Here is a 23,090-nt window from a genome sequence, read left to right on the forward strand (position 1 = left end):
GGGTGGGGCACGGGCGGGCGGTAGGTTGAGCCGCATGGGCGAGGGAGCTTCATGAGCGGCTATGTGATCGCGATCGATCAGGGGACCACCTCGACGCGGGCGATGGTGTTCGACCGCGCCGGAGCGGTGGTGAGCTCGGGGCAGATGGAGCACGCACAGCACTTTCCGCACGCGGGCTGGGTCGAGCACGATCCGGAGGAGATCTGGCGCAACACCAGGCTGGTGATCGGTCAGGCGCTGTCGCAGGCGGAGATCACGCGCCACGACATCGCGGCCGTGGGCATCACCAACCAGCGCGAGACCACCATCGTGTGGGACCGCGCCACGGGCGAGCCCGTCTACCCGGCGATCGTGTGGCAGGACACGCGCACGCAGCCGATGGTGGACGCGCTCGCGCGGGAGGGTGTGGGCCCGGCCGAAGCCGGCACCGACCGCTTCCGCGCCGCCACCGGACTCCCGCTCGCGACCTACTTCTCCGCGACCAAGATCGCGTGGATCCTCGAGAACGTCCCGGGCGCGCGCGAGCGGGCCCAGGCAGGCGAGCTCGCGTTCGGCACGCCCGACTCGTGGCTGGTGTGGCACCTCACGGGCGGGGTCGACGGCGGCATCCACGTGACCGACGTCACGAACGCGTCGCGGACGCTGCTCATGGACATCGGCACGCTCGAGTGGTCCGATGACCTCCTCGCGGCGTTCGGCATCCCGCGCGCGATGATGCCGCAGATCCGCTCGAGCTCCGAGGTCTACGGCCATGTCACGGGCCGCTCGCTCCTGCGCGAGGTGCCCATCGCGGGCATCCTGGGCGACCAGCAGGCCGCCACGTTCGGCCAGGCGGCGTTCCGCGCGGGGGAGTCCAAGGCCACCTATGGCACCGGCAGCTTCATCCTCGTGGGCACCGGCGAGCACCGGGTGGAGAGCTCGCACGGGCTCATCACCACGGTCGCGTATCGCCTGGGCGACGAGCCGCCGCGGTACGCGCTCGAGGGGTCCATCGCGGTGACGGGCGCGCTGGTGCAGTGGTTGCGCGACAACATCGGCGCCATCCGCGACGCGGCGGAGATCGAGGCGCAGGCCGCCGCGGTGCCCGACAACGGCGGCGCCTACTTCGTGCCCGCCTTCAGCGGCCTCTACGCGCCGCACTGGCGGGCCGATGCGCGGGGAGCCATCGTGGGTCTCACCCGGTACGTGACCAAGCACCACCTGGCACGCGCCGTCCTCGAGGCGACGGCCTACCAGACCCGCGACGTGCTCGAGGCGGTCGAGGCGGACACGGGCCTGCACATCGACACCCTCATGGTCGACGGCGGCATGACGGTCAACGAGCTGCTGATGCAATTCCAGGCGGACATCCTGGGCGCGGACGTGGTCCGGCCCGAGGTGCCCGAGACCACGGCGCTCGGCGCCGCCTACGCGGCGGGGCTCGCGGTGGGCCTCTGGCAGGGCCTCGACGAGCTGCGCGACAACTGGCGCGAGGGCCGCCGTTGGCACCCGGCCATGCCTGCCGAGGAGGCGGAGCGCCTCTACCGCAACTGGCACAAGGCGGTCGCCCGCACCCTCGACTGGGTCGACGACGACGTGACCTGACGGCGAGCGCACGCGCCTGGTCACGATCTGGCCACTCCGGTTGCGGCGAGCGTGCCGCTCCGCTGAGATGGAACCAGGAGGAATCGTGACAGTTCCATACATTTCGGTCCCCTCGTGGCACGTGCGGCGGCCCCGCGCGGTGGCGGCGCCGCGGCCGGCAAAGATGCCGGCCCGGCCCCGTGAGCACGCCCGGGACAGGCGCATCGCATGGATCGACGTGACGATCCAGGTGGTGGGCCTGGCGATCGTGGGCGCGCTGCTGTGGGCGGTCGTCTGGGTCGGCGCATTCGACCGCGGCATGGGTGCCTTCTCGGGCTGGTACGTGGACGCGGTGGCGCCGGAGTTCGACCCGATCCCGCACCTGCCGTGGCGGCAGTTCTGGGACGGCTACTTCGTCGACGAGGCGCAGCTGCCGATCGGCCTGGTCCGGCCCGAGCACCTGGTCGAGCCGCGCACCAGCCTGCTCGCGGGCGGCTGAGGCAGGCCGGGGTGGGGCCCGGCGGGTGAGCGCCAGGGGTCGGGTGCGGCCCGACATCGTGGGCGGCGCCCGCCCCGCGAGGCTCCCCCCGCTGCGCGGGGCCGAGCGGTAGCCTGACGGACGTGTACGAGCGTCCCGAGGTGCCCGAGCTGCAGTTCACGGACGCCGAGGGCGAGCCGATTCCCTACGGCGACCGCTGGGGCGCGGGCGGCCCTCCCGAGGCGACGTACTCCCGTACCCGTCACCCGGAGCGCTTCGCGCCGCTGATCGATCACGCGCGGGCGCTGGTCGACTACCTCGCGAGCACCTACGACGTCGACGTCACCGTCACCGAGGGCCTGCCCGCGGATGCGCCCGTCGCGCTGGCCCGGTACGAGCACGGTCAGGTGGCCGTCGCCCGCACCACGTCGGTGGTTCCGCGCAACTCGCTCGCCGCGCCGCTGCACCTCGCGGAGACGACCTTCCCGACCGTCGTGCTCGCCGTCGGGGCCGCCGGCGCGGAGCGCGCGCCGGCCTGCGGCTGCGACGCGTGCGACGAGTCGCTCGAGGGCTGCATCGAGGAGCTCGAGCACCTGGTGCTCGCCGTCGCGGACGGCCGCTTCCAGGAGCGCTACACGTGGACCGACGGAATCGAGACCTCCTTCGCGGGCGCGTGGGGAGGCCAGGCGAGCCGCACCCCGCGCCAGGCCGCGAGCAAGGAGAGCATCGAGGCGCTCAAGCACGGCCAGCGCGCGCGCCACGGCGAGCGCTGGCAGCCGTGGACCCGGCTCGAGGACCTCGACCGCGACCCGAGCCCCCTGGGGCACGAGCGGTCACGGCCGCGTCGCATCGTCGACGAGGACCGTGTCCTGCGCCTGCTCAAGGAGCGCGCGGCGCGCGGCTTCGGCCGGCACCGCGGCACCCGGTCCGCCTGAGGCGGACCCGCCGAGCAAGAGGCCGCGAGGTCCCGCGGTTCCCTGAGCGCCGCACGATTCCAGGCGGTCCCGGATTGCTCCGCGACCGCCTGGAATCGGCCCCCCGCGCTCGCCGCGGCCCTCAGGTGTCAGTGATCGGGCGGTGCGTCTGTGTGCCCTCAGCCACCTCAGAATGCGACGTTCCCGACGCTACCCCGGCATCGGTTTGCGCGCAATGTCTGTTTTCTTGCGTGCGCGCCCGTCGCTACGCAGGCATCCGCGAACGCTGGTGCTCGTCGATGTCCGCGAGCCACGCGACGGTGCGGTCCTCGAACAGGTCCGCGCAGTCCGCGTCGTAGTCCGCGGTGGAGGTGTCCATGAACAGGTGCCCCGCGCCCGAGTAGCGGTGCAGGCGCGCGTGGGGCGCGTGATAGAGCAGCGCGTCGATCTCGGACTGCTCGACCCACTCGTCCGGGTCGGCGACGTGGACCTGGAGCGCCACCTCGTGGCGCCACACGCCGCCGAGCGCGGCCGGCGGCAGCGCGCCGCCGGCGAGCAGGCAGGCGCGGAAGCGCCGGCGATCCTGCGCGAGAAGCTGGGCCTGCATCGTCCCCAGCGAGAAGCCCATCACCACGTCCGCCCCGCGGTGTCGGCGCGCCGCCATGTGGGCGGCCTCCTGCAGCGCGTCGTGGCCGATCGCCTGGGCGTGGCGCACGCCCTCGTCGATGTCCGTGAACGTGACGCCCGCGTAGGAGTCGGGACAGTGGACCTCGTGGCCGCCCGCGCGCAGCCGCTCGGCCAGCGCGAGCAGGCCTTCCGTGAGCCCCAGCGAGTGGTGGAACATCAGGATCTCTGCCATACCCCAGTTTTGCGCCCCGGGGCCGTGCGCGCCACCCGAACGCGCCGCCGATGCGAAGGTTCCGTGGCGCGTCGCGCCTCCGAGGTGGTTGGCTGGGATCGCGCCGGAGGGCGCCTGCACCAGGGAGGTCGTGGATGGACGAGGCATTGCTCGTCGGGGTCGTGGCCGTGGTCGCGATCGTCACCGTGAACGCGCTCGCGTCGCGGGTCAAGGTCGCGCCGCCCCTGCTGCTGGTGCTCGTGGGCGTGGCGGTGAGCCTCATCCCCGGATTCCCCGCGGTGGAGATCGAGCCCGAGGTGATCCTGTTGGGGATCATCCCGCCGCTGCTGTACTCGGCGGCGGTGGCGGTGCCCGCGACCGAGTTCCGGCGCGACTTCTGGGCCATCTCGAGCCTGTCCGTGGTGCTGGTGATCCTCAGCTCGCTGCTCATGGGCCTGTTCTTCGTCCAGGTGATCCCCGGGATCGGGTTCGCGATCGGCGCCGCCCTGGGCGCGGTGGTGAGCCCGACCGATGCGGTGGCCGTCCAGGTCATCAAGAAGATGGGGGTCTCGCCCCGGGTGGTGACGGTGCTCGAGGGCGAGTCGATGCTCAACGACGCCACGGCGCTGGTGCTCACCCGGACGGCCGTGGCCGCCTCGGTCGCGTCGATGTCCCTGTTCGAGGCGGCCTGGGACCTCAGCCGTGCGGTCGGCATCGCGGTGGTGATCGGCCTCATCGCCGGCGAGGCGAACGTGCGGCTGCGGCGCGCGGTGCCGGGCGCCGCATCGTCCACCGCGATCTCCTTCGTCGCGCCCTTCGCGGCCGCCGTGCCCGCCGAGCTGCTCGACGCGTCCGGCCTGGTCGCGGCCGTGGTCGCGGGGCTGGTCGCGGGCTTCCGGGCGCCCATCTTCCTGCGGCCCGCGGACCGCATCTCCGAACGCGCCAACTGGCACACGGCCGAACTGCTGCTCGAGGGCGCCGTGTTCCTGATCCTGGGGCTCGAACTCATCACGCTGCTCGAGGACGTGGAGGAGACGCACGGGTCGATCGCGGCGGCGGTGGGGCTGGGCGCCGCGGCGCTCGTGCTCGTGCTGCTGGTGCGCACGGCGTACATCGCGCCGCTGGTGATGATCGCCGCGCGGCGCGCCCGGCGGGCGCGGCGTCGTCTCGCGGAGCGCGCGGGCGGGGCGGGTCAGGCGGGCGGGACGGGCGGCGCGGACGGGGCGAGCCGGGCGGGCCTGCGCCGGGAGCAGCGCCACGCCGACGCCGCCTACCAGGAGAACCGGCCGCTGGGCTGGCGCGAGGGGAGCGTGCTGGTCTGGGCGGGACTGCGCGGTGCGATCACCCTGGCCGCCGCGCAGACGCTGCCGAGCGACACCCCCATGCGCTCGACGCTGGTTCTGATCGCGTTCGTGGTCGCGGCCGGGTCCCTGCTCATCCAGGGCTTCACGCTCCCGCACCTCACGCGCCGGCTCGGGATCGCGGGGGAGACCCCGCACGACGAGTGGGAGAAGGCCGAGCTGCGCGGCCTGGTCGCCGGGGTGGCCGATGCGATGCTTGCCGACCCCGCCCTGCGCCGCGCCGACGGCTCGCCCTACGAGCCGCGTGTGGTCGAGGCCGTGCACCGTGCCGTGGTTCACGCCCGCGACGAGGAGGACGACGAGGTCGACATGGGCGCCCAGTTCCTCGAGCTGCGCCTCGCCGTGGTGGAGGCGCAGCGGGCGCGGCTGCTCGAGGCCCGGAAGGTGGGCACCTACGGCGGGCACGCGCTCGCGGAGGTGATGCGCATCCTCGACGCCGAGCAGATCAGCGCCCACCTGCGCGCCGAGGACCCCGACGCGGACTGAGCGCCACGGCTCCACCGCGCGTCCCTACGGCTTCACCGCGCGTCCCTACAGCTCGACGACCGCGACCTCGTCCGACGTGGGCTGCTCCGAGCCGCCCCTCGGCTCCACCGTGACCGCGATCGCGGCGAGGCCGTCCATGTCCGTGTCGACCAGCGTCATGTACGCGCCGTCGTCGTCCGGCATGAACGTGGGCCCGGCCATCTTGGTGCCGTCGTCCATCACCAGCCACAGCTGGTACTCCATGCCGTCCTTGGGGTACGGGCAGTCGTCGCCCATGACCACCGCGCTCGCCATCCGGTCGCTCATCACCAGGTGCGAGCGGCCCAGGTCCAGGTCCATCGAGTGCGCGTCGGGCGCGCTCGCGACCATCATCGCCTCCTTCTCGAGGGCGAGCTCGGCGTTGCGGTCGGCCAGGATCGAGCCTCCCACCACGCCGCCGAGCGCGAGCACCAGCGCGCCGGCAGCGGCCAGCGCGAGGCGCGGCCAGCGGCGTCGGGTCCGCGCCTCCGCCACCGTGTCCAGGGACGATGCGCCGGTTCCGTTCTCGATCGAGGGCGGCACCTGGGCGGTGCGGGCGACCTCGTCGAGCACTCGGCCGCGGAGCGACGGCGGCGGCGTGGCCGCCTCGGCCTCGCCGAGCACGGCGGCGGTCTCCAGCAGGCTCGCGAGCTCGAGACGGCACTCCTCGCACGTGGGCAGGTGCGCCTCGAATGCGGCGCGCTCGGCGGGCGTGACGGCGTCGACCGCGTAGGGGCCCAGCAGCCCGTGCACGTTGTCGGTCATGGTGTCACCTCCCACTGGTCGCGCAGCCTGATGATGGCATCCCGCACCCGGGCCTTCGCGGTGCCCAGGGGGATGCCGAGCGATTCAGCCAACTGCCTATTCGTGTATCCCTTGTAGTACGTGAGCTCGAGCGCCTGGCGCTGGAGCCCGGTGAGCGAGGCGAGGCCCTGACGGACCCGTGCCCCGGCCCACTCCCGATGGAGCCGGTCGTCGACATCCTCGACGGCCTCCACCTGCGGCTCGTGGCGGGCGCCGTGCGCCCGCAGCCGGTCCGCGTGCGCCTGCTCGGACCTGACCCGGTCGACCGCCCGGCGGTGCGCGATGGTGAGCGCCCACGCCTTCGCCGAGCCCTGCGCGGGCCGGTACCGCGGCGCCTGCCGCCACACCTCGACGAGGGCCTCCTGGGCGACGTCCTCGGCGAGCTGGGGATCGCGGACGATGCGCAGGGCCAGCCCGTAGACCGCGCCCGCGAGGGCGTCGTGCACCTTCTCGAATGCTTCCGTGGAGCCGCGGCCGGTGTCGACCATGAGGGTCGCGAGGTCCTGAGGAGTCGGGGAGGCGGGGGCGGCCGGGGGCGGGGACGCGGCGGCCGGGGGTGGGGACGCGGCGGGGTCCGGCGGCGGGGACGCGGCGGCGTCCGCGGGCACCGCCCGCAGCCGCCGCTCGCGATCCGCGCTCACCTGGGCCTCCGCATCGTCCCGGGGCGTCAGCCCTCGTCCTCCATGGCGTCGTCGGTCATGGCGTCGTCCGACTCCATCGCGTCGTCGCTCATCGAGTCGTCCTCCATCATGGCGTCCTCGGACTCCATCGTGTCGGATTCCATCGCGTCGGGCGAGTGCGTCGCCTCCATGCTGTCGTCCTCCATGGCGTCCTCGGATTCCATGGTGTCGGGCGCCATGGTCTCCTCCATGGTGGCGCCGTCGGACTCCTCCGCGGCGGGCTCGGTGTCGCCGCACGCCGCGAGCATCGTGCCCGCGAACAGGCCGATCGCCGGGATCGCGAGCTTCCGCATGCCGTTCATGTTTCCTCCTGTGCCGGGTTGGTTGGGGACTGCTCCCGACGCCTCCTGTTCGGTGCGCCGGGCGGGCTGGATGGGTCATCCGAAGGTGAAGGCGTACGCCTGCACGCCGGGGGAGAACTCGAGGCGCAGCGTGTCCGTGCGCGCCTCGCCCTCCCACAGCGGGTAGAGATCCGAGGTGCCGTCGACCTCGACCGTGGTGGTCGAGCCCTCGTCGGCGAGGGAGACGGTCACGGTGCCCTCGCCCGCCATGACGAGGTTCACGGAGGCGGCGTGGAAAGCGATCTCGAGCGCAGCATCGTCCCCCGCCTCGATGTACTCCTCCGTGACGGTCCACGTGCCGCCCAGCGACACGACCCCCTCGTCCGCCGGCGCCGTGTCCGCGAAGTCGTGCGGCTCGTCGCGCGGGAAGTCGGGCTCCGCGTTGTCGTTGCGGCCGCGGCGATACCCCAGGTAGGTCTCGCGGGTGCGGTCGGCGGTGTGCGCCTGCGGGTTCTCCTCGACCATCTGCGGGGCGGTGTCGAGCAACTCCTGGATGAGGCGCTCGGTCTCCTCGTACGCGCCCTCGCCGTAGTGCACCTGCCGAACCGTGCCGGTCTGGTCGATGAGGTAGTGCGCGGGCCAGAAGCGCTGGTCCCACTCGCGCCACGTGGCGAAGTCGTTGTCGATCGCGATGGGGTACTCGATCCCGTAGCGGCTCGCGGCGTCCTCCACGTTGTCCACCACCTTCTCGAACGCGAACTCGGGCGAGTGGACGCCGATGATCGTGAGTCCGTCGTCGCGGTACTTGTCGTCCCATGCGGTCAGGTAGGGGAACGTGCGCTGGCAGTTGATGCACGAGTAGGTCCAGAAGTCGACGAGCACCACGTTGCCGTCCGCGGTGATGTCCTCGATGCTCAGGGCCTCGCCGTCGGTGTTGAGCCATGCCTCGATCCCCACGATGTCCCTCGCAGGTCCGCAGTTCTGCAGGATCGCGGCGTCTTCCTCGCATGCGTCGAAGCCGATCGCGTCGCCGGTCACCGTGGTATCCATGGGCTCGCGGCCGGACAGCGTGTCGAGCTCGTCGCGCACGGCGTCGTTGTCCTCGATGCCGGCCTGGATCTGGGCCAGGAAACCGGGGACGATGCGCTGGAGCGGCTCCGCGACATTCGTTGCGATGACCAGCGCGGTCGCGAGCAGCACGCCACCCGAGATGGTGCGGATGAGCTGGAGGCGCTCGCGGACGGCCTTGATGCGCGCGAAGATCGCCTGACCGGCGAGCCCGAAGACCAACAGCGGGATCGCGATGCCGACGCTGAAGGCGAGCGTCAGCGCGACGAGGCCCCAGCTCACGCCGTTGGTCGCGGCGAGCACGGTGATGGACGCGAGGATGGGGCCGGCGCACGGCACGAACACGAGCCCGAGCGCGAGTCCCATGACGAAGCCGTTGCCCTGGCGGTCCATCTGGAGCGGTCGGACGCGCTCGAAGGGGCGCTGCAGCAGTTCGCCGAGCTTGGGGATCATGAGCCCGATGCCCACCACGGCGAGCAGCACGATGCCGGTCCACCGCAGCAGGTCGTCCGGCAGGCCCAGGCTGGACAGGATGATGCCGCCCAGCAGGGTGAAGAACGCGAAGCTGGTCACCAGGCCCGCCACCACGATGATGGGTCGGCGCCGGCTGGACGCCCCGTCCTGGATCGAGGACGAGAGGATGGCCGGCAGCACCGGCAGGACGCAGGGGCTGACGGCGGTGATCACACCGGAGACCACGCCGACGAGGATGAGGGTGAGCATGCCCGTGGTTCGGCGCGGCCCCGGCGGTGGATGGGCCCAGCCCCTAGCCTGGGCCTATGACCATCGCGTTCGTGCTGGGCGGCGGGGGAGTGCGGGGCGCCACCGAGGTGGGGATGATGCGCGCGCTGCTCGACGTCGGCATCGTCCCGCAGCTCATCGTGGGCACGTCGATCGGCGCGATCAACGGCGCGGCGCTCGCGTACGACCCCACGCCGCACGTGGTCGACGGGCTCGAGAAGGCGTGGGCCTCGCCCACCGCCGCGGCCATCTACGGCGAGAACTGGTACCGCCAGCTGCGCCGCCTCGCCAAGTCGAAGGTCCACCTCAACGACCCGGAGCCGCTACGGCGGCTCATCGGGCACGTCGTGGGGGACGATGCACGGTTCGAGGATCTCGCCGTGCCCCTCGCCGTGTGCGCGGCCTCCATCGAGAGGGCGTCCGAGCACTGGTTCGATTCCGGTCCGCTGGTGGAGGCGGTGCTCGCGTCCGCGTCGGTGCCGGCCGCGCTGCCGCCCACGAGGATCGGCGACGAGCACTTCATCGACGGCGGCATCGTCAACTCCATCCCGCTGGGGGAGGCGGTGCACCGGGGTGCGACCACCATCTTTGTGCTCCAGGTGGGGCGCATCGAGGAGCCGCTGCACGCGCCCCGCAAGCCCACGGACGTCGCCCGCGTGGCCTTCGAGATCTCGCGCCGCCACCGCTTCCAGCGCGAGCGTGCGCTGGTCCCGCCTCACGTGGACCTCCACGTGTTGCCCTACGGCGGGCCGCAGCGCGGCGATCACAAGGTGAGCGCGTACCGCCGGCTCGACCGGACGCACCTGCGGATCGAGGCCGCGCGCTCGGCGACGGCGGCGTACCTGGTCGAGCAGGGGCTCGCGTGAGCGGCGACCTCCCCGGGGAGGGCGGCCCGCGCGGAGGCAGCTCGCGAGGAGCCGGCCCGCGCGGGGGCGTCCCGCGCGAAGGCGGGGGAGGCGTAGGCGGGGGAGGCGCGAGGCCCGCCGGTGCATCGTCCCGTCGCACCCACTGGTGGCGGCTTCCTCCTCGCTGGGTGCGGCGCGCGGTGCTCGCGCCCGCGTTGGTGCTGGTGGCGTTCCTGTGGCTGCCGTTCGCGTTCTGGCTGATCGTGGCGGTCGCGGCGATCGTGAGTCTCGCGCTCCCGGGACGACTGCGGATCACTCGCGTCGTGTGGCTGACGGGGCTGTACCTCCTGTGGGACGCGGTGGCGATCGTGGCGCTCGCGGGGCTGTGGGTGTGGCACGGGTTCGGCACGCGGATCGACTCGGTGGCCTCGCAGCACCACCATTACGCGTTCGCGCGCGGGATGCTGCGGTTCCTGTTCGCGCAGGCGCGGTGGACGCTGCGCCTCGAGGTGGAGATCGCGGACGCGAACGTGGACCGGATCGCGGACGCGCGGCCGATCATCGTGGTCTCCCGGCACGCGGGGCCCGGCGACTCGCTCATCCTGGTGCACGCGCTGCTCAACAAGTTCGCGCGCGAGCCCGCGATCGTGCTCAAGGACACGCTCCAGTGGGACCCGGCGGTGGACATCCTGCTCAACCGCATCCCGTCCAAGTTCGTGACGCCGCGCGCGCACCGCGGTTCCGGCGCGCCGGACGGCCGGGCCGCGGTCGGGGCGCTCGCCGGGGCGTTGGGGCCGGACGGTGCGCTGCTGATCTTCCCCGAGGGCGCGAACGCCACGCCCCGACGCCGTGCCCGGCGGATCGAGGCGCTGCGCGCGGCGGGGCGTGATCGGTTGGCCGCCCGCGCCGAGGCCATGCCGCACGTGATGCCCCCGCACCCCGGTGGCGTGCTCGCGGCCATCGAGGCGAGGCCCGATGCGGTCGTGCTGGTGGTGGCGCACACCGGGCTTGAGCGCCTGTCCACCGTGGGCGACGTGTGGCGGGAGCTTCCGGTGGACAAGCGCATCGTTCTCAAGGGGTGGGCGACGGATGTCGCGGAGCTGCCCGCCGATCGCGCCGGGCGCGAGGCGTGGCTCTACGACCGCTGGGAGCAGGTCGACGCGTGGATCGACGAGCACCAGCCGCGCGTCTCGGGCGTGGCGGAGCAGAAGCGGCGCGTGGCCAGCGCGGAGTGAACACCCGTGGTTCGCGGGGTTGTTAGCCTGGCGCGGTGGCAGCGACGCAGACCCGACTCCTGGGCGCACTCATGGTGGGCGTTCAGGGCGTGCTGTTCCTTGCGGTCGCGCTGACGGCATTCCTGCCCGGACCTGCGGTTTTCGGCTCGTGGTGGGCGGGGTCGATGCTCATCATCTTCGGATCGTTGGGCGTGTTCTGGGGCGCGAAGGACCTGGGCCGCGCGCTGACGCCCATGCCGATTCCCAATGGGGAGGGCCTGGCCTCGGGCGGGATCTACACCCACATCCGCCACCCGATGTACGGCGCCGTGCTGACCGGGGCGTTCGGACTCGCGGTGGGGTCGGGGAAATTGTGGACGTACGCGCTCGCGGTCGTGCTCGCGGTGTTCTTCGAGGTCAAGACCCGCATGGAGGAGTCCTTCCTGCGGGAGGCGTACCCGGGATACGCGGAGTACGCGGCGCGCACGGCGAAGTACGTGCCCCTGTCCTTTCTGCGCAGGGGCTGAGTCGGCCCTCTCTCGCAGGGGCTGAGGCGACCGTCGTCGCCTCCGGTCGAGCCAGCCCGCCTCGGGGTCGGCGCCGCCCCGCCTGGGGCCCCAACCAGCCCAACCCGCCCCGGGGTCCGCGCCAGCCCCCGCCTCTCCTGCGGAAGCACAGTGGGTCGCTTCCGGCGCGGATCCTGAAGCGAGAGGAGACCTTCTTCGTTTCGCGTTCTACAGCGTCGGCTGAAATAGGCCTCGCGCTGTAGCTGGCGCCCCGTTGGGCGCGCGCTCGGGATGGCCCTTCGGAGCGCGCTGATTCAGCGTGGACTGTAGAAGCCGAAACGAAGAGAGGCCTCCTCGCTCGCTACTTGTCCACCGCCCCTTCCCGTGAGGGACTTGGCCCATTACGTTGTGTTTCATGCGATTCGTCCTTGGGGGCGCGGCGATCGCCGTGAGCGTGGGGGTGCTGTCGGGCTGCACCGGCGCGCCCGGCCCGATCGTGTCGGAGACGCCGGTGCCGACCGCGGCTGGATCAGTGTCCGGGCCCGCGTCGCCTGAGCCGGCGGTGTCCGAGGCGGGGGCATATCCGACGCCATCACCGTCGGCGGCGGCGTCGCCGTCGCCGTCCGCGGATGTCCAGCCGTCGGTGTCGGCGGCCGCGCCGCTCAGCAACGAGGAGTTGTTCGCACTCATGCCCGAAGGCGCGGACTCGCCGGACCTCGACGGCGCCGTGATCACGGCGGTCTTCTTCTTGGAGCAGCACGCACCGATGTACAAGACAGGCGACACAAGCCTCTGGGATTCCTTGTCAACCGATGCATGCCAATACTGCGTCGACGCCTCCTCATCTCTCAATGAGACCGACACCTCAGGGCTGTCCTACCGCGGCGGTGGTGTAGTGGCGTCAGAGATGGATGCCAGGGGTGTCCTCGCTCCAGACAACGAAACGCTCGCGACAGTCGTCGTTGAAATGCCTGTGCTCGAGGCGGCGTGGGTTGACGCGAGCAACGATGTGGTTCAACAGTTCCCTGCCGCCGAAATGACGTTCGCGCTCGAACTCGCACGAGTGCATGGAGCTTGGAGGGTGCAACAGTTTGCCGCGGAAGCGCGGCAATGATCATGCACGAGACTTGGGCGCACGTGCTTGTCGGCCTCGTCGTCGCCGCTTGGGCAACCGACCGGGCGCTTCCAGAGGGTAGCGACCTCACCAACGAAGTCACCGGTCCGGAATTCACGGTGGGGGCGGCGATCTCACGCCTCCCGAGCGGCGCGACAACGAGAACAGGTGAAGCTCTTCGTGAGTACCTCCGTTCGTACGCCTGCTACGAGGAAGGAGTCTCGGGGCCGTTGGAGGCGGCCGCAGTGTTTCCAGGGCTTCTTGACCCGGGCAACTGTGCCGCCTATGTCCTGCCCGCGCTTTGTGAGGGCGAGTTCGAGTTCGTGCAGCAACTGTGGATGCGCGAGTTCATCGACGGCGTTTGGACTGATTGGACCATCGTGCAGAATGCGCCTGGGTGTCCCACCCCAGAGCAGATTCGCGCCGCACTCGAGCGCGAGTGGACGTCGCTGCGACCCGAGCCCACCCAGGTCACCCTCCAGCCCGACACCGGCTGGGTGTACGCGACCATGCCGACCATCGCGATCGCGGAGGACAACCCGCGACTGCATACTGCGACGGTCCTTGGGGCGCCGGTTGAAATCCGTGCGACGCCGTCCTCCTTCACCTGGGAGTGGGGAGACGGCGAGAGCACCACGACCACGGACCCGGGCCGTCCCTACCCGAACGCGACGGTGACGTACGCGTACCCGTTGTGGGTGGAGCAAGCATCAGTCGTGCTCACCACCACGTGGACCGGCCACTACCGAATCTCGGGCGGGGACTGGGAGCCCTTCAGCAGCACCATCGCGAGCGCCTCGCCCACGATCGACCTCGACGTGATCAGGCCGCGCGCGGTCTTGGTGGAGTAGTGGCCGAGCCATGATGAGGCCGCGCGCGGTGCTCGTCGAGTAGCAGCGGGGTAGTGGCGCGGCAGGGGTGGAGTGGCGGCGGGGAAGCTACAAAGACGAAAGGGCGCGCCGGCAGATGCCGGCGCGCCCCGCATCGTCCCCGGTCAGGCGGGAACGAAAAAGAGAACTCAGCCCAGGACGATCTTCCGCAGCGTCTCGAGCGGAACCGCGCCGTGGCGCAGCACCGTGTCGTGGAAGTCGCGGATGTCGAAGCCGTCGCGCTGCTCCGCCTCCGCGCGGATCGCCTGGATCTCGAGGCGGCCCACCATGTACGCGGTCGCCTGGCCGGGCAGGCCGATGTACCGGTCGATCTCCTGCTCGATGTGCTCGCGGTCCATGGGCGAGTGGTCCAGCAGGTACTGGATGGCCTGCTCACGGCTCCAGCCCAGCGCGTGCATGCCCGTGTCGACCACCAGGCGGCAGGCGCGCAGCGAGTCCGCGGACAGCATGCCGATGCGCGACAGGTCCGAGGAGTACATGCCCATCTCCTCGCTCAGGCGCTCGGTGTACAGGCCCCAGCCCTCGGAGAACGCGGTGTTGTGGAACTCGCGCTGCACCTGGTGCACGGACTCGTTCTCGGCGGCCAGCGCGAGCTGGAGGTGGTGGCCGGGGATGGCCTCGTGGTACGTGATCGCCTCGAGCTCGTAGGTGGCCCACGCGTGCGGGTCCGAGGTCTTGAAGTAGAACTGCCCCTGCTTGCCCGTCTTGGGGTCCGGCGTCGAGTAGTAGGCCATCGCGCCGAACTCCGTGGCGTGCGCCGTGCACTCGGAGACGGGAAGGTGGCGGAACCACTTGGGCGCCTCGGCGTTGGCCTTGGCGAGGGCCTTCTCCGCGTCGGCCACGATCGCGTCCGCCGAGTCGTACCGCAGCGACTCGTCGTCGCGCAGGCGGGCGTAGATCTCCGCGATGTCGTCGGTGCCCAGCAGGGGCCCAGCGAGCGCACGGTACTCGTCCTCGAGCTTCGCCACCTGGTCGAGGCCCATCTGGTGGACCTGCTCCGGGGTGATGTCGATGAGCAGGTTCGACCACATCTTGCCGCGGTAGACCTGGGCGCCGCCCTCGAGGTGGACCAGGCCGGGCTTGTCGTCGGGCATGCCGCGCTCGGCGAGCGCGGAGACGCGCGCCGCGAAGTCGCGCAGCGCCGGGCGGACCAGCTCGGCGACGATGCGGTTGCGCTGCTGCGTCCACGCGCGCCTGCCGGCCTCGTCGAGGCCGGTCGGCGCGGCCTGGCAGCACAGACGCTCGGACGCGCCGGCGGCGGTGTTGAGGTAGCCCTCGACCGATGCGGCGGTCTCCTCGAGGTGGCGGCGCAGGGCCACGCGGCCCTCGCCGGCGGCGGCCTCGGCCACGTCCATGAGCTGGTCGAGCATGGCCGGCATCGCGCGGAGCTTGGCGAGGTAGGCCTCGCCGTGCTCGGCGGTGGTGAGCGGGAAGTTGCCGATGAAGGACAGCAGCATCTCCCACACGCCCATGCGGGGGTTGAGGTGCAGCAGCTCGGGGGTCCACGGGTCGCGGGCGATCTCCGCGCGGGCCGTCGTGATGATGACGTCGCGCAGCACGATCGCCTGCGGGTCCGTGCCGGGGTCGATCGCCTCCGCACGGGCGGCGAAGTCCTCGAGCTCGCGGCACGCGGTCGCGCGGCCCTCGGGGGTGAAGTCGTCCCACTCGGCCAGGCGGTCGATCTTGCCCGTCCACATGAGCGAGATGGGGCTGAGGGCGATGGCGTAGTCGTAGAACTCGTCGGCGAGCGTCTCCAGTGCGGTCATGGGGGCGACCCTATCGGCCCGCGCGGGGCCCGGATTCACCCGGGCGCCGACCGTGACGTCGCGCCAGGATCGCCCCGCGCGAACTCCCTGGTTCAGTCTCCGGTCACTCGCTGAGCCCCTGTCCCACGAGGAACCAGTTGCCCGCCGGGTCCTTGAACCAGGCGTTCATGGTCCCCGAATCGCCTGGCATGCGGGCGATCCCGTCCGCGTCCGTCATGTCGGTGACCAGGGGCTCGATCCCGGCCGCACGCATCTTCGCGACGGTGGCCACCAGGTCCTCCACCTCGAAGTTGAGCACCGTGTGCGTGGCAGGGACGTGGCCCTCCTTCTCATACACGAGAGTCCGGTGCCCGCCGGGATGGTGGATCTCGATCATGCCCGGCATCTCGGGGCTCTCGAAGAACGTCACCTCGAGACCCAGGGTGTCGCCGTAGAACTTCCTCGCCGACTCGACGTCGTCCGTCGAGAAACTGCCGAATGCGCGTGCCTCGCCAAGCATGAGAGGCCCCCTTCCGATCGGGTTCGACCCCGGGACAGGGGCCGATGCGCTCGGCGCCCCGAGCGCACCGTTCCAGTGTGCGCCCGCTCCCGCGAGGTCGCGAGGCCAGCAGCCGCATCGTCCCTCGCCCCAACCGCACGCGCCCCGCAGGTGTTGAGAGCGCATGATGGAACGACGGGAACCGCGGCGCCGGACCGGCGCCGGGGACGGGGGCCGGCCATGAGGTCGTGGGAAGGCGTGCTCGAGACGCTCGTCCGCGAGCGCCGCGGCGCACTGGTGGGATTCGCCTACCTGCTCACCGGCGACCGCCCGGCCGCCGAGGACCTGGTGCACGACGCGATCATCCGCACCTTCTCCCGCGCCCGTCGGCTCGACAACATCCACGCCGCGGAGGGCTACGTGCGACGCGCGATCACGACCCAGTTCCTCAACGGCCGCCGGTCGGCGGCCACGGCCAGGTCCAAGCAGCACCTGCTCGTCGAGAGGGACATGGCCCCGGCCGATGCGCATGCCGGGGAGTCCGCCGAGGTCGCCAAGGCCTTGGCGACCCTGACGGACCGGCAGCGCGCGTGCATCGTCCTGAGGTACTTCGAGGACCTGAGCACGGATGAGACGGCGGACCGCCTGCGGATCTCCGCCGGCGCGGTCAAGCGCTACGTGCACGATGCGGTGGCGCGGCTGCGGGAGGAGCTTGGGGCGTTCGCCGCGCCCGAGCCGACGGCGGTGCAGGTGGGGGCGGCGAAGGGAGGTGCGTCATGGCACAGGAACTGAGGGACATGCTCGACGACCTGGCGCGGCACGAGCACATCGCGTTCGACCAGGAGCATCAGGCGGACGACCTGCTGCTGTACCGCAAGGCGATCCGCCCGCGACGGGCCGCTCGGCAGTGGGGGATCGGCGTGGCCGGCGCGGCCGCGACCGTGGCGCTGGTGGCCGGAGGCTTCGCGCTGGGCGGCGGGTGGGGCGCCGACCCGGTCCAGCCGATCACGTCCCCCGAGGTCGTGACGCCGTCGCCCGAGCCGACGGCCGGCGCGGAGGGCGCCGACGGCGACGCGCCGACGGACGGGACGGCGGACGGGACGGCGGACGCTGGAGCGCTCACGGGCCCGGAGGACTGGGAGGTCGAGCACTTCCTGCTCGACCCATCTCCGGCGGGCGCCGCGATCGCCGCCCCGGCGGTCGCGGGATTCGCCGAGTCGGAGTCGTGTGCCGCGCTGCCGGACCAGGGCGCGCTCGCGGGCGACGAGGGCCTGGGCGGCGAGGGACAGTTCCTAGGCGTCTTCTCGACGACCGGCGGCGCGAACGTGGTTCATGCCCGGGCCTTCGCCGCGGAGGACGCCGCACTGGCGTACCTGGACACGGTCGCGGCGACGGGCGCGGCCTGCGCGGACGCCCTCGCCGACTCGGGCGCGACGGTCAGCAGCTCGAGCATCGCCCTGACCGGCGTGCGCGGCCAGGCGGTGCGGGTGCGCCTCGACGGCGATCAGGCGGCCGGGGACGAGTGGGCGCTGTGGGTGCACGTCGACGGTCCGGATGCCGTCGCGGTGGTGGTGGAGCCGGGCGCGGACGACCTGGCTGCGCGCATCATCGGCGACTGGGTGCGCGAGCGGTAGCGGGCGAGGGGAGTGCGCGGGCGGAGTCCCTGGAACTCACCGCAGGTGCGTGTCGAGGTCCGCGACGTGGCCGCGTACGGCCGCCGCAAGCCCGCGCAGCCAGCCCCGCACCCCACGGGAGGTGGTGCGATGGGTGGCGCGCGCCGCATCGGCCCCCGCGGCAAGGGTGCCGTCGATTGCCCCGCGCGTCCGGCGGATCCACTCGCGGCGACGGTCCTCGAGCTCGCCACGCTGGGCGAGCGCGAGGCGCACGCGGCGGGCGACGTGGAGGCGGCGCAGCGTCCTGGGGTCGAGGCGCGCGGTGAGCGCGATGGCGCCCGCCGTGAGTCCCAACGACACGAGCGGCGTCGCCTGGAGGCCCCACCTCCCGACGATGAAGCCGCCCAGCAGCGGCCCCAGCGCGGCGCCCGAGTTCATCACCACCATGTACGTCGACGCGCCCAGGTCCGCGGGCCACGGGGTGTGGCGCAGCGCCCAGTTCAGCAGCGCGGCCACCAGGATCGCCCAGCCGGAGGCCTGAAGCACCTGCGCGCCCACCGCCCCATAGCCGTGGCCCAGGAGCATCGCGCCCCAGGCACCCGCGAGGATCACGAGCCCCACGGCGACAGTCTCGACGGGCCGGGTCGCGAGGAACCGGCCCACCACCAGCGTCGATCCCACCGCGACGGTGCCGCCCAGCGCGAACAGCACGGGCACGGTGGCCGTGCCCACGTGCGCGACGTCCGTGAAGAAGGGGACGACGTACGTCCACGTGGTCGACATGGCCACGGAGGCCGTGAACGTGACCGCGAGGACGCGCAGGTAGTCGCGCAGCGACGGCAGGTCGCCCCGGTCCTGGCGGGGGGCGGGGGCCTCGTCGGCGTCGTCGGGCTGGGCGTCGGGCTCGGCCGTGGCGCCGCGGGCGCGGGGCCGTCCGGGGAGCAGCCCGGCGAGCGCGACGGCGAGCAGGGCGCCCAGCGTGGCGAACCCCCAGTACGGCGCCTGCCAGCCCAGATGGGTGCCCGCCACCGTCACCAGCGGCGTCCCGATCACGCCCGCCGCGGACGCACCCAGCATCACCCGCGTCACGGTCCGGCCTCTCAGATGCGGGGCGAACATGCTCGCGGCGGTGGGCGCGACCACGGCCCAGAACAGGGCGTGCGCGGCGGCGGAGATGACGCGGCCGCCGGCGAGCTGCACGAAGTCTGTGGCGGTCGCCGCGACAGCGACGCCCGCGGTCCACACGGCCATCGTCACGCCGAGCGTGAGGCGGCGCGAGAGCCGCGCGGTGAGCGCGGTGAGCGGCAGCGCCGCGAGCACCACGGTGAGGGCGAAGGCGGTGGCCAGCAGGCCCACCTGCGCGACGGAGACCCCCAGGCCCTGTGCGATCGCCGGGCCGAGCGCCACGATGGACGCCTCGTTCGCGCCGGTGACGAACGCGCCGGCAGCGAGCGCGGCGAGCGCGAGTCCCGCGCGCCGCGGCGACAGCGTGAGCGAGGCGAGGCTGCGGACCCCGGGGTCCGCCTGGTCGACCACGACGGCCTCGCCGCCGGCGACCGTGGGAATGGCGAGGGTCGTGGGGTCGGCCTCCGGTGCATCGTCCCTGGTTGGGGTGCCGGTGCCGGGAGGGTGGGCCGGGGCGTGGTCGAGGACGTGCGCCAGCGAGTCGAGGTCGAGGGTGCGGGTGGAGTCGCTCATGGGTGGCTCCCTGGTCGGTGGCGGGCAAGGTGGGTGCGCCATCGGAGGGATCCGGCGGCGCGTGAGGGCCGCGCCGCCCAGCGAGCCCGGTCGGGGACCGGCTCGCCTGAAGTACCAACGGCGCGCCCGCCGGATCTGTTTCCGTCGTCGCGCCGCCGCATATCAACGTTAGGGCCGCGGGGGACGATGCGGAAGGGGCCTTGGGTTCTTTTCGCGTCTTCTTGCCCCCAACCTGAGGGGGCGACGACGTGTTGTGGTGGCAGAGGCGTCCGTACGGGGGCGCCCACCCTGGGGAGGGGACGATCATGCGAACTACAGTGAAGATCGCGGCGATCGCGTCGGCGGGAGCGTTCGCGCTGGCCGCGTGCACGACGTCGGAGTCGGCGGACACGACCGCGGAGGTGGCCGACGACGGCGCGCCCACCGCGGCTGCGGCCCCGGACACGAGTGCCGCCGGAAGCACGGCGCCTCAGGGGTCCATCGACTTCCCGGAGGCGCGCGGGGCCGCGGAGGAGCAGCTGCTCAACGCGTTGATCGCGTACGAACCCGAGATCGACGGCACGGACGCGACCATGCTCGGCGAGCGCGGCGTCGACAGCATCGACGACTTCCCGGACACCCCGCGCGTGGTGGATCCCGCCGCCTGCGGTCCCATCACCGAGGCGCTCTCGTTCGGGCAGGGCGATCGGGAGGGCAATGATGTGTTCGCGTACCTGTTCTACCTGTCGTCCGAAGGCGAGCCGATGGGCGACGTGGTGGCGGACGTGATGGTGCGGCTGTACGACAGCCCCGAGGGCGCTCAGGGCATCCCGGCGTCCGCACTTGCCGCCGCGGACGACTGCACGGGCTTCAGTGAGTCCATCCTCGAGCGCGGCAGCGAGGTGACGGTGAGCGGCGTCGCCGTGGACCGCGTGGCCTTCTCCAATCTGGATCGCGACGCCACGCGCGTGTCGGTGGTGGTCGAGTCCTGGATCGAGGACGGCGCCGACCGGCTGGATGGTCCACGCTTCGAGCGCCACTACTACTACCCAGTGGGCAACGCGGTGATCCGGGTGACCACGTACGAAGGCGAGGGCTACGGGCTCGACGATCCGCCGGTGGTCGTGGGCCAGCTCCTCACCGGCCTCATCGAGCACGCCGGGCTCGAGTAGCGGCGCGGGGGAGAGGCGCGAGATGAGCATCACGATGAGGTGGCCGGCGGCCGCGGCGGTCGGCGCCCTGGCGCTTGCGGCCTGCACCGGCGCCGGGCCCGACGCCCAGACGAGCGGAGCCCCGGACGAGGACGCTGCGGTGACGGCGGCCGCCTCGCCCGGGGACTCGCCCACGGCTTCGCCGACGGCTTCACCCGCGGCGGCGCCCGCGCCGGGCGACCGGCCCATCCATGACGTCGCGCTGGGCGAGTACATCGCGGGGTTCAGCCCCGACCTTGCGGGCGTCGGCGGGCGGGACGGCGAGGCGCTCGCCTGGACCCCCGACGACTCGCCCGAGGCGCGCTGGTTCCCCGTCACGGGATTCCATGAGGGGCCGGCCGCGGCCGTCGCGCCCGCGGACTGCGCGCCGCTGGAGGCCGGACTGCGACTCCTCACCGACCAGGACCTGACCGCGAGGTCCGGCGACGCGGTCGCGTCGCTCGGGTACGCCCAGACGCCGGGCGGCACCGCGTGGGAGAGCCACGTGGGGGTCGAGCTGCGCGTCTTCGCCGATGCCTCGGGCGCGGCGCAGACGCTCGCGGTCGTGGCGGGCTCGAGCGACTGCACCGAGTTCGAGGTAAGCGAGGCGGATGTCAATCCGCCGATGGTGACCCGTTTCACCGGCCTGCGGGTCGAGTCCGTCGACCTCGACGGGATCGACGGCCCGGTTGCGGAGGTGAGCGGCGGGGAGGTGGAAATGCTCGTCGACGGCGTGCCGCTCGAGGTCACGGACGAGGCGGGCGACGCACTCGAGGGGCCTACAGGGGAGGAATACGACGGTCACCAGTACCTCTATGCGACCGGGCCCTACCTCATCACGGTGAGGACGGGCCTGCTCGAGAATGACGACGCCGCCGCGGCCGCGGTGCTGTCCCAGCTCGTTGCCTACCTGGAGGCGGCCTGAGACGGATCGCGCCGGGTATGCAGGACTCGGAGCACCACGATGTCCGGGCCCTCAAGCCGGTAGAAGACTCCGAAGGGGAAGCGCCGCACGCGGGCGCGACGCACCCCGGGCATGCCCTCGACCGGCGGAGCGCCGTTGGGAAACATCTTCATCCGCTCGATCGCGCCGTCGAGGCTCTCGAGGAAGCGGGCCGCCGTCGCGTCGTCGACCTCGCGGTAGCGGTCGCGGATGTCGGCCAGGTCACGCGCGGCGCGCGCGGTGAGCCGGACGCTCACCGGTCGGAATGGAGATCGGCTCGCACCTGGTCCCAGTCCCGAAGCGACGCGTCCGGCTCATCGAGCGCGGCGGTGAGCAGTCGTCGTTCCTCGTCGCTCGGCACGTAGACCGCCTCGCCGAAGTGCGTGCGCAACGCTTCCTGAACCACCTCCGAACGTGTGCGGTGCTCGATCCTGCGGGCGCGCTCGACGATCTCGAAGAGCTCCTCCGGCAGGGTCACCGCGACCTTGCGCACCGCCATCGCCACTCCCACCGTTCGCTCGGGTATGACTTCAGCATACTCGCGGCCGTCGTCGTGCGGAAGGCGCCCGCCGGCGGCGCCGCCCGTCCTTCCAGCGTCATGTCGCACCGCCGCGCGGTGTCTCACAACCTCCGGGAGGGGTCGCCTGTTCTGAGCCTGTGGTGGCCGGGCGGCCGCCCGGGGGAGGCAGGATCATGAACGGACGAGAGAAGGGCACGGGGGCGGGCGCGCGGCGCCGTGGCGTCCTGGTCGCGGCGATGGCGTGCGTGGCGCCGCTGGTGGCGGCGTGCGATTCGGGCACCGCCGGCGACGAGGCGGCCGCGGATTCCGCGCCGACGGCGGCTGCGGACTCGGCGTCGGCGTCGTCGCCGGAGCCCACGGAGGACGCCGCTGCGGGGGCGACCGGCACGGCTCCCGCCGATGATCCCGACCTCTGGGATCGCTTGGAGGCGTTCGACGATGTGGTGGAGATCGAGGGCTTCGCGGTGCCGTCGAGATTCCGGTCGCCGGTCGATCGCGCGGACGGGTGGTACGGCTCGTCGACACCGGCCGTCGAGCCCGCCGACTGCGTCGGCTTCATGCGCGCCGAAGGCCTCGGCACGACCGCGGACCTGACCTCCGCCGCGGGCGACCTGATCAACCCCGTGTCGCCGTTCTTCCCTGGCGGCAAGCTTCCCGGCGAGGACGAGGCAGTGCCGAGCGTGAGCGTCTTCACGCGCGTCTTCGGCGACGAGGCGCTCGCCGGCGAGGTGACGCCGCTGCTCCTGGACGCCGATTGCACGACGTACACGACGATGGAGACATGGGACGATGGCACGTTCACGTCGCAGGTGGTGGTCGACGAGGTGACGGCGGTCGACCTGGAAGGGTTGTCGGAGCCCGCGGTGCGGATCGCCTACGGCGCCTCTTCCGCTTCCCTTCACGAGGAGGCCACCGGCGAGACCCAGGAATGGGCCGGCCCGCCCAGCGTCGCGTACGTGTACGTGGACGGGCCTTACGGGATCACGGTGGGCGTCGAGGGGGTCGACGGTGCGGAGGCCATCGCCGCGAGCGTGATCGGCCGGTTCCTCGACCACATGGCCGCCGAGTGACACCGGCGCGCACCCGAGCGATGATGGAGTGA

24 protein-coding genes are annotated in these 23,090 nt (G+C 72.4%); 14 read left to right on the forward strand and 10 right to left on the reverse strand.

The genetic code is table 11. The features are described 5' to 3' along the window. Positions 1-51 precede the first annotated feature (51 nt). From glpK to AOM03_RS00195, 3 genes are all read left to right on the forward strand, one after another. The gene (gene glpK / locus AOM03_RS00185) at positions 52-1,584 is read left to right on the forward strand and encodes a glycerol kinase GlpK (RefSeq protein ID WP_062377097.1); all 1,533 of its coding nucleotides are present in this window, start codon (positions 52-54) and stop codon (positions 1,582-1,584) included. 217 nt (positions 1,585-1,801) lie between these two features. After that, on the forward strand, positions 1,802-2,062 hold the full coding sequence (locus tag AOM03_RS00190; RefSeq protein ID WP_062377099.1) for a hypothetical protein: 261 nt from the start codon (positions 1,802-1,804) through the stop codon (positions 2,060-2,062). A gap of 122 nt (positions 2,063-2,184) precedes the next feature. Beyond that, positions 2,185-2,976 (forward strand): DUF6226 family protein, encoded by a 792-nt coding sequence (locus AOM03_RS00195; protein ID WP_062377101.1) that lies wholly within the window; start codon positions 2,185-2,187, stop codon positions 2,974-2,976. 244 nt (positions 2,977-3,220) lie between these two features. On the opposite strand, the gene AOM03_RS00200 is transcribed toward AOM03_RS00195, so the two are convergent. Further along, entirely contained in the window at positions 3,221-3,814 is a 594-nt protein-coding gene (locus AOM03_RS00200; RefSeq protein ID WP_062377104.1) for a dienelactone hydrolase family protein, read from the reverse strand. A gap of 134 nt (positions 3,815-3,948) precedes the next feature. Between AOM03_RS00200 and AOM03_RS00205 the strand changes: the two genes are divergently transcribed. After that, positions 3,949-5,640: a cation:proton antiporter gene (locus AOM03_RS00205; protein ID WP_062377106.1), complete on the forward strand. Its 1,692-nt coding sequence runs from the start codon at positions 3,949-3,951 to the stop codon at positions 5,638-5,640. Between the two features lie 45 nt (positions 5,641-5,685). On the opposite strand, the gene AOM03_RS00210 is transcribed toward AOM03_RS00205, so the two are convergent. The 4 genes from AOM03_RS00210 to AOM03_RS00225 form a co-directional block, all read right to left on the reverse strand. After that, complete coding sequence (locus tag AOM03_RS00210) at positions 5,686-6,423, reverse strand: anti-sigma factor (protein ID WP_062377108.1); 738 nt, start codon at positions 6,421-6,423, stop codon at positions 5,686-5,688. Continuing rightward, the gene (locus tag AOM03_RS00215) at positions 6,420-7,103 is read right to left on the reverse strand and encodes a sigma-70 family RNA polymerase sigma factor (protein ID WP_227589821.1); all 684 of its coding nucleotides are present in this window, start codon (positions 7,101-7,103) and stop codon (positions 6,420-6,422) included. Before AOM03_RS00215 ends, AOM03_RS00210 begins: the two co-directional genes overlap by 4 nt. Before the next feature lie 26 nt (positions 7,104-7,129). Then, positions 7,130-7,444, reverse strand: coding sequence for a hypothetical protein (locus AOM03_RS00220; RefSeq protein WP_062377111.1), 315 nt, complete (start codon positions 7,442-7,444; stop codon positions 7,130-7,132). A gap of 75 nt (positions 7,445-7,519) precedes the next feature. Continuing rightward, on the reverse strand, positions 7,520-9,214 hold the full coding sequence (locus tag AOM03_RS00225; protein WP_062377114.1) for a cytochrome c biogenesis protein DipZ: 1,695 nt from the start codon (positions 9,212-9,214) through the stop codon (positions 7,520-7,522). 56 nt (positions 9,215-9,270) lie between these two features. On the opposite strand from AOM03_RS00225, the gene AOM03_RS00230 reads away from it, so the two are divergent. The 5 genes from AOM03_RS00230 to AOM03_RS00250 all read left to right on the forward strand — a co-directional run bounded on the left by AOM03_RS00230 (position 9,271) and on the right by AOM03_RS00250 (position 13,762). Then, positions 9,271-10,098 (forward strand): patatin-like phospholipase family protein, encoded by an 828-nt coding sequence (locus AOM03_RS00230; RefSeq protein ID WP_062377116.1) that lies wholly within the window; start codon positions 9,271-9,273, stop codon positions 10,096-10,098. 167 nt (positions 10,099-10,265) lie between these two features. Continuing rightward, the gene (locus tag AOM03_RS00235) at positions 10,266-11,312 is read left to right on the forward strand and encodes a 1-acyl-sn-glycerol-3-phosphate acyltransferase (protein WP_062377119.1); all 1,047 of its coding nucleotides are present in this window, start codon (positions 10,266-10,268) and stop codon (positions 11,310-11,312) included. 35 nt (positions 11,313-11,347) lie between these two features. Continuing rightward, positions 11,348-11,818, forward strand: a complete 471-nt coding sequence (locus AOM03_RS00240; protein ID WP_062377121.1) for a methyltransferase family protein — start codon at positions 11,348-11,350, stop codon at positions 11,816-11,818. 394 nt (positions 11,819-12,212) lie between these two features. Beyond that, positions 12,213-12,911 carry a DUF6318 family protein gene (locus tag AOM03_RS00245; protein ID WP_062377124.1) on the forward strand — a complete coding sequence of 233 codons (699 nt, stop codon included), beginning with the start codon at positions 12,213-12,215 and terminating at the stop codon, positions 12,909-12,911. Further along, a complete protein-coding gene (locus AOM03_RS00250; RefSeq protein WP_062377126.1) occupies positions 12,908-13,762 on the forward strand; it encodes a hypothetical protein in 855 nt (284 codons plus the stop codon). Before AOM03_RS00245 ends, AOM03_RS00250 begins: the two co-directional genes overlap by 4 nt. Positions 13,763-13,929: 167 nt before the next feature. Here AOM03_RS00250 and AOM03_RS00255 read toward each other — a convergent pair whose 3' ends face one another. Both AOM03_RS00255 and AOM03_RS00260 read right to left on the reverse strand, forming a co-directional pair. Further along, complete coding sequence (locus tag AOM03_RS00255; protein ID WP_062377128.1) at positions 13,930-15,567, reverse strand: DUF885 domain-containing protein; 1,638 nt, start codon at positions 15,565-15,567, stop codon at positions 13,930-13,932. 103 nt (positions 15,568-15,670) lie between these two features. Beyond that, positions 15,671-16,066 (reverse strand): VOC family protein, encoded by a 396-nt coding sequence (locus AOM03_RS00260; RefSeq protein WP_062377130.1) that lies wholly within the window; start codon positions 16,064-16,066, stop codon positions 15,671-15,673. Between the two features lie 219 nt (positions 16,067-16,285). Here AOM03_RS00260 and AOM03_RS00265 point away from each other — a divergent pair, with 219 nt between their 5' ends. After that, the gene (locus tag AOM03_RS00265) at positions 16,286-16,837 is read left to right on the forward strand and encodes an RNA polymerase sigma factor (protein ID WP_062377132.1); all 552 of its coding nucleotides are present in this window, start codon (positions 16,286-16,288) and stop codon (positions 16,835-16,837) included. Beyond that, positions 16,822-17,679: a hypothetical protein gene (locus AOM03_RS00270; protein WP_156157553.1), complete on the forward strand. Its 858-nt coding sequence runs from the start codon at positions 16,822-16,824 to the stop codon at positions 17,677-17,679. Before AOM03_RS00265 ends, AOM03_RS00270 begins: the two co-directional genes overlap by 16 nt. A gap of 36 nt (positions 17,680-17,715) precedes the next feature. Here the strand turns inward: AOM03_RS00270 and AOM03_RS00275 are convergent, their stop codons facing one another. Beyond that, complete coding sequence (locus AOM03_RS00275; RefSeq protein ID WP_062377137.1) at positions 17,716-19,356, reverse strand: MFS transporter; 1,641 nt, start codon at positions 19,354-19,356, stop codon at positions 17,716-17,718. Between the two features lie 305 nt (positions 19,357-19,661). Here AOM03_RS00275 and AOM03_RS00280 point away from each other — a divergent pair, with 305 nt between their 5' ends. Then, entirely contained in the window at positions 19,662-20,507 is an 846-nt protein-coding gene (locus AOM03_RS00280; protein ID WP_156157554.1) for a hypothetical protein, read from the forward strand. A 22-nt stretch (positions 20,508-20,529) separates the two neighbouring features. Beyond that, positions 20,530-21,450 (forward strand): hypothetical protein, encoded by a 921-nt coding sequence (locus AOM03_RS00285; RefSeq protein ID WP_062377141.1) that lies wholly within the window; start codon positions 20,530-20,532, stop codon positions 21,448-21,450. Here AOM03_RS00285 and AOM03_RS00290 read toward each other — a convergent pair. Further along, positions 21,432-21,725, reverse strand: a complete 294-nt coding sequence (locus AOM03_RS00290) for a type II toxin-antitoxin system RelE/ParE family toxin (RefSeq protein WP_062377142.1) — start codon at positions 21,723-21,725, stop codon at positions 21,432-21,434. The two genes, AOM03_RS00285 and AOM03_RS00290, sit on opposite strands and share 19 nt — an antisense overlap. Next, positions 21,722-21,967 carry a ribbon-helix-helix protein, CopG family gene (locus AOM03_RS00295; protein WP_062377143.1) on the reverse strand — a complete coding sequence of 82 codons (246 nt, stop codon included), beginning with the start codon at positions 21,965-21,967 and terminating at the stop codon, positions 21,722-21,724. The genes AOM03_RS00290 and AOM03_RS00295 overlap by 4 nt, the downstream gene beginning before the upstream one ends. A 194-nt stretch (positions 21,968-22,161) precedes the next feature. Here AOM03_RS00295 and AOM03_RS00300 point away from each other — a divergent pair, with 194 nt between their 5' ends. Beyond that, on the forward strand, positions 22,162-23,058 hold the full coding sequence (locus AOM03_RS00300) for a hypothetical protein (protein WP_062377144.1): 897 nt from the start codon (positions 22,162-22,164) through the stop codon (positions 23,056-23,058). Positions 23,059-23,090 lie beyond the last annotated feature (32 nt).

Source organism: Demequina pelophila (assembly GCF_000971175.1).
Classification (GTDB): Bacteria; Actinomycetota; Actinomycetes; order Actinomycetales; family Demequinaceae; genus Demequina; species Demequina pelophila.

Bases quoted from the DNA above. Each gene is read 5' to 3' on its own strand.
- AOM03_RS00280 (WP_156157554.1), top strand. From the start codon at position 19,662: ATGCGAACTACAGTGAAGATCGCGGCGATCGCGTCGGCGGGAGCGTTC.
- AOM03_RS00265 (WP_062377132.1), top strand. From the start codon at position 16,286: ATGAGGTCGTGGGAAGGCGTGCTCGAGACGCTCGTCCGCGAGCGCCGC.
- AOM03_RS00210 (WP_062377108.1), bottom strand. From the start codon at position 6,423: ATGACCGACAACGTGCACGGGCTGCTGGGCCCCTACGCGGTCGACGCC.
- AOM03_RS00255 (WP_062377128.1), bottom strand. From the start codon at position 15,567: ATGACCGCACTGGAGACGCTCGCCGACGAGTTCTACGACTACGCCATC.
- AOM03_RS00200 (WP_062377104.1), bottom strand. From the start codon at position 3,814: ATGGCAGAGATCCTGATGTTCCACCACTCGCTGGGGCTCACGGAAGGC.
- AOM03_RS00270 (WP_156157553.1), top strand. From the start codon at position 16,822: ATGGCACAGGAACTGAGGGACATGCTCGACGACCTGGCGCGGCACGAG.
- AOM03_RS00260 (WP_062377130.1), bottom strand. From the start codon at position 16,066: ATGCTTGGCGAGGCACGCGCATTCGGCAGTTTCTCGACGGACGACGTC.
- glpK (WP_062377097.1), top strand. From the start codon at position 52: ATGAGCGGCTATGTGATCGCGATCGATCAGGGGACCACCTCGACGCGG.
- AOM03_RS00250 (WP_062377126.1), top strand. From the start codon at position 12,908: ATGATCATGCACGAGACTTGGGCGCACGTGCTTGTCGGCCTCGTCGTC.
- AOM03_RS00275 (WP_062377137.1), bottom strand. From the start codon at position 19,356: ATGAGCGACTCCACCCGCACCCTCGACCTCGACTCGCTGGCGCACGTC.
- AOM03_RS00230 (WP_062377116.1), top strand. From the start codon at position 9,271: ATGACCATCGCGTTCGTGCTGGGCGGCGGGGGAGTGCGGGGCGCCACC.
- AOM03_RS00225 (WP_062377114.1), bottom strand. From the start codon at position 9,214: ATGCTCACCCTCATCCTCGTCGGCGTGGTCTCCGGTGTGATCACCGCC.
- AOM03_RS00300 (WP_062377144.1), top strand. From the start codon at position 22,162: ATGAACGGACGAGAGAAGGGCACGGGGGCGGGCGCGCGGCGCCGTGGC.
- AOM03_RS00205 (WP_062377106.1), top strand. From the start codon at position 3,949: ATGGACGAGGCATTGCTCGTCGGGGTCGTGGCCGTGGTCGCGATCGTC.
- AOM03_RS00220 (WP_062377111.1), bottom strand. From the start codon at position 7,444: ATGAACGGCATGCGGAAGCTCGCGATCCCGGCGATCGGCCTGTTCGCG.
- AOM03_RS00245 (WP_062377124.1), top strand. From the start codon at position 12,213: ATGCGATTCGTCCTTGGGGGCGCGGCGATCGCCGTGAGCGTGGGGGTG.
- AOM03_RS00295 (WP_062377143.1), bottom strand. From the start codon at position 21,967: ATGGCGGTGCGCAAGGTCGCGGTGACCCTGCCGGAGGAGCTCTTCGAG.
- AOM03_RS00285 (WP_062377141.1), top strand. From the start codon at position 20,530: ATGAGCATCACGATGAGGTGGCCGGCGGCCGCGGCGGTCGGCGCCCTG.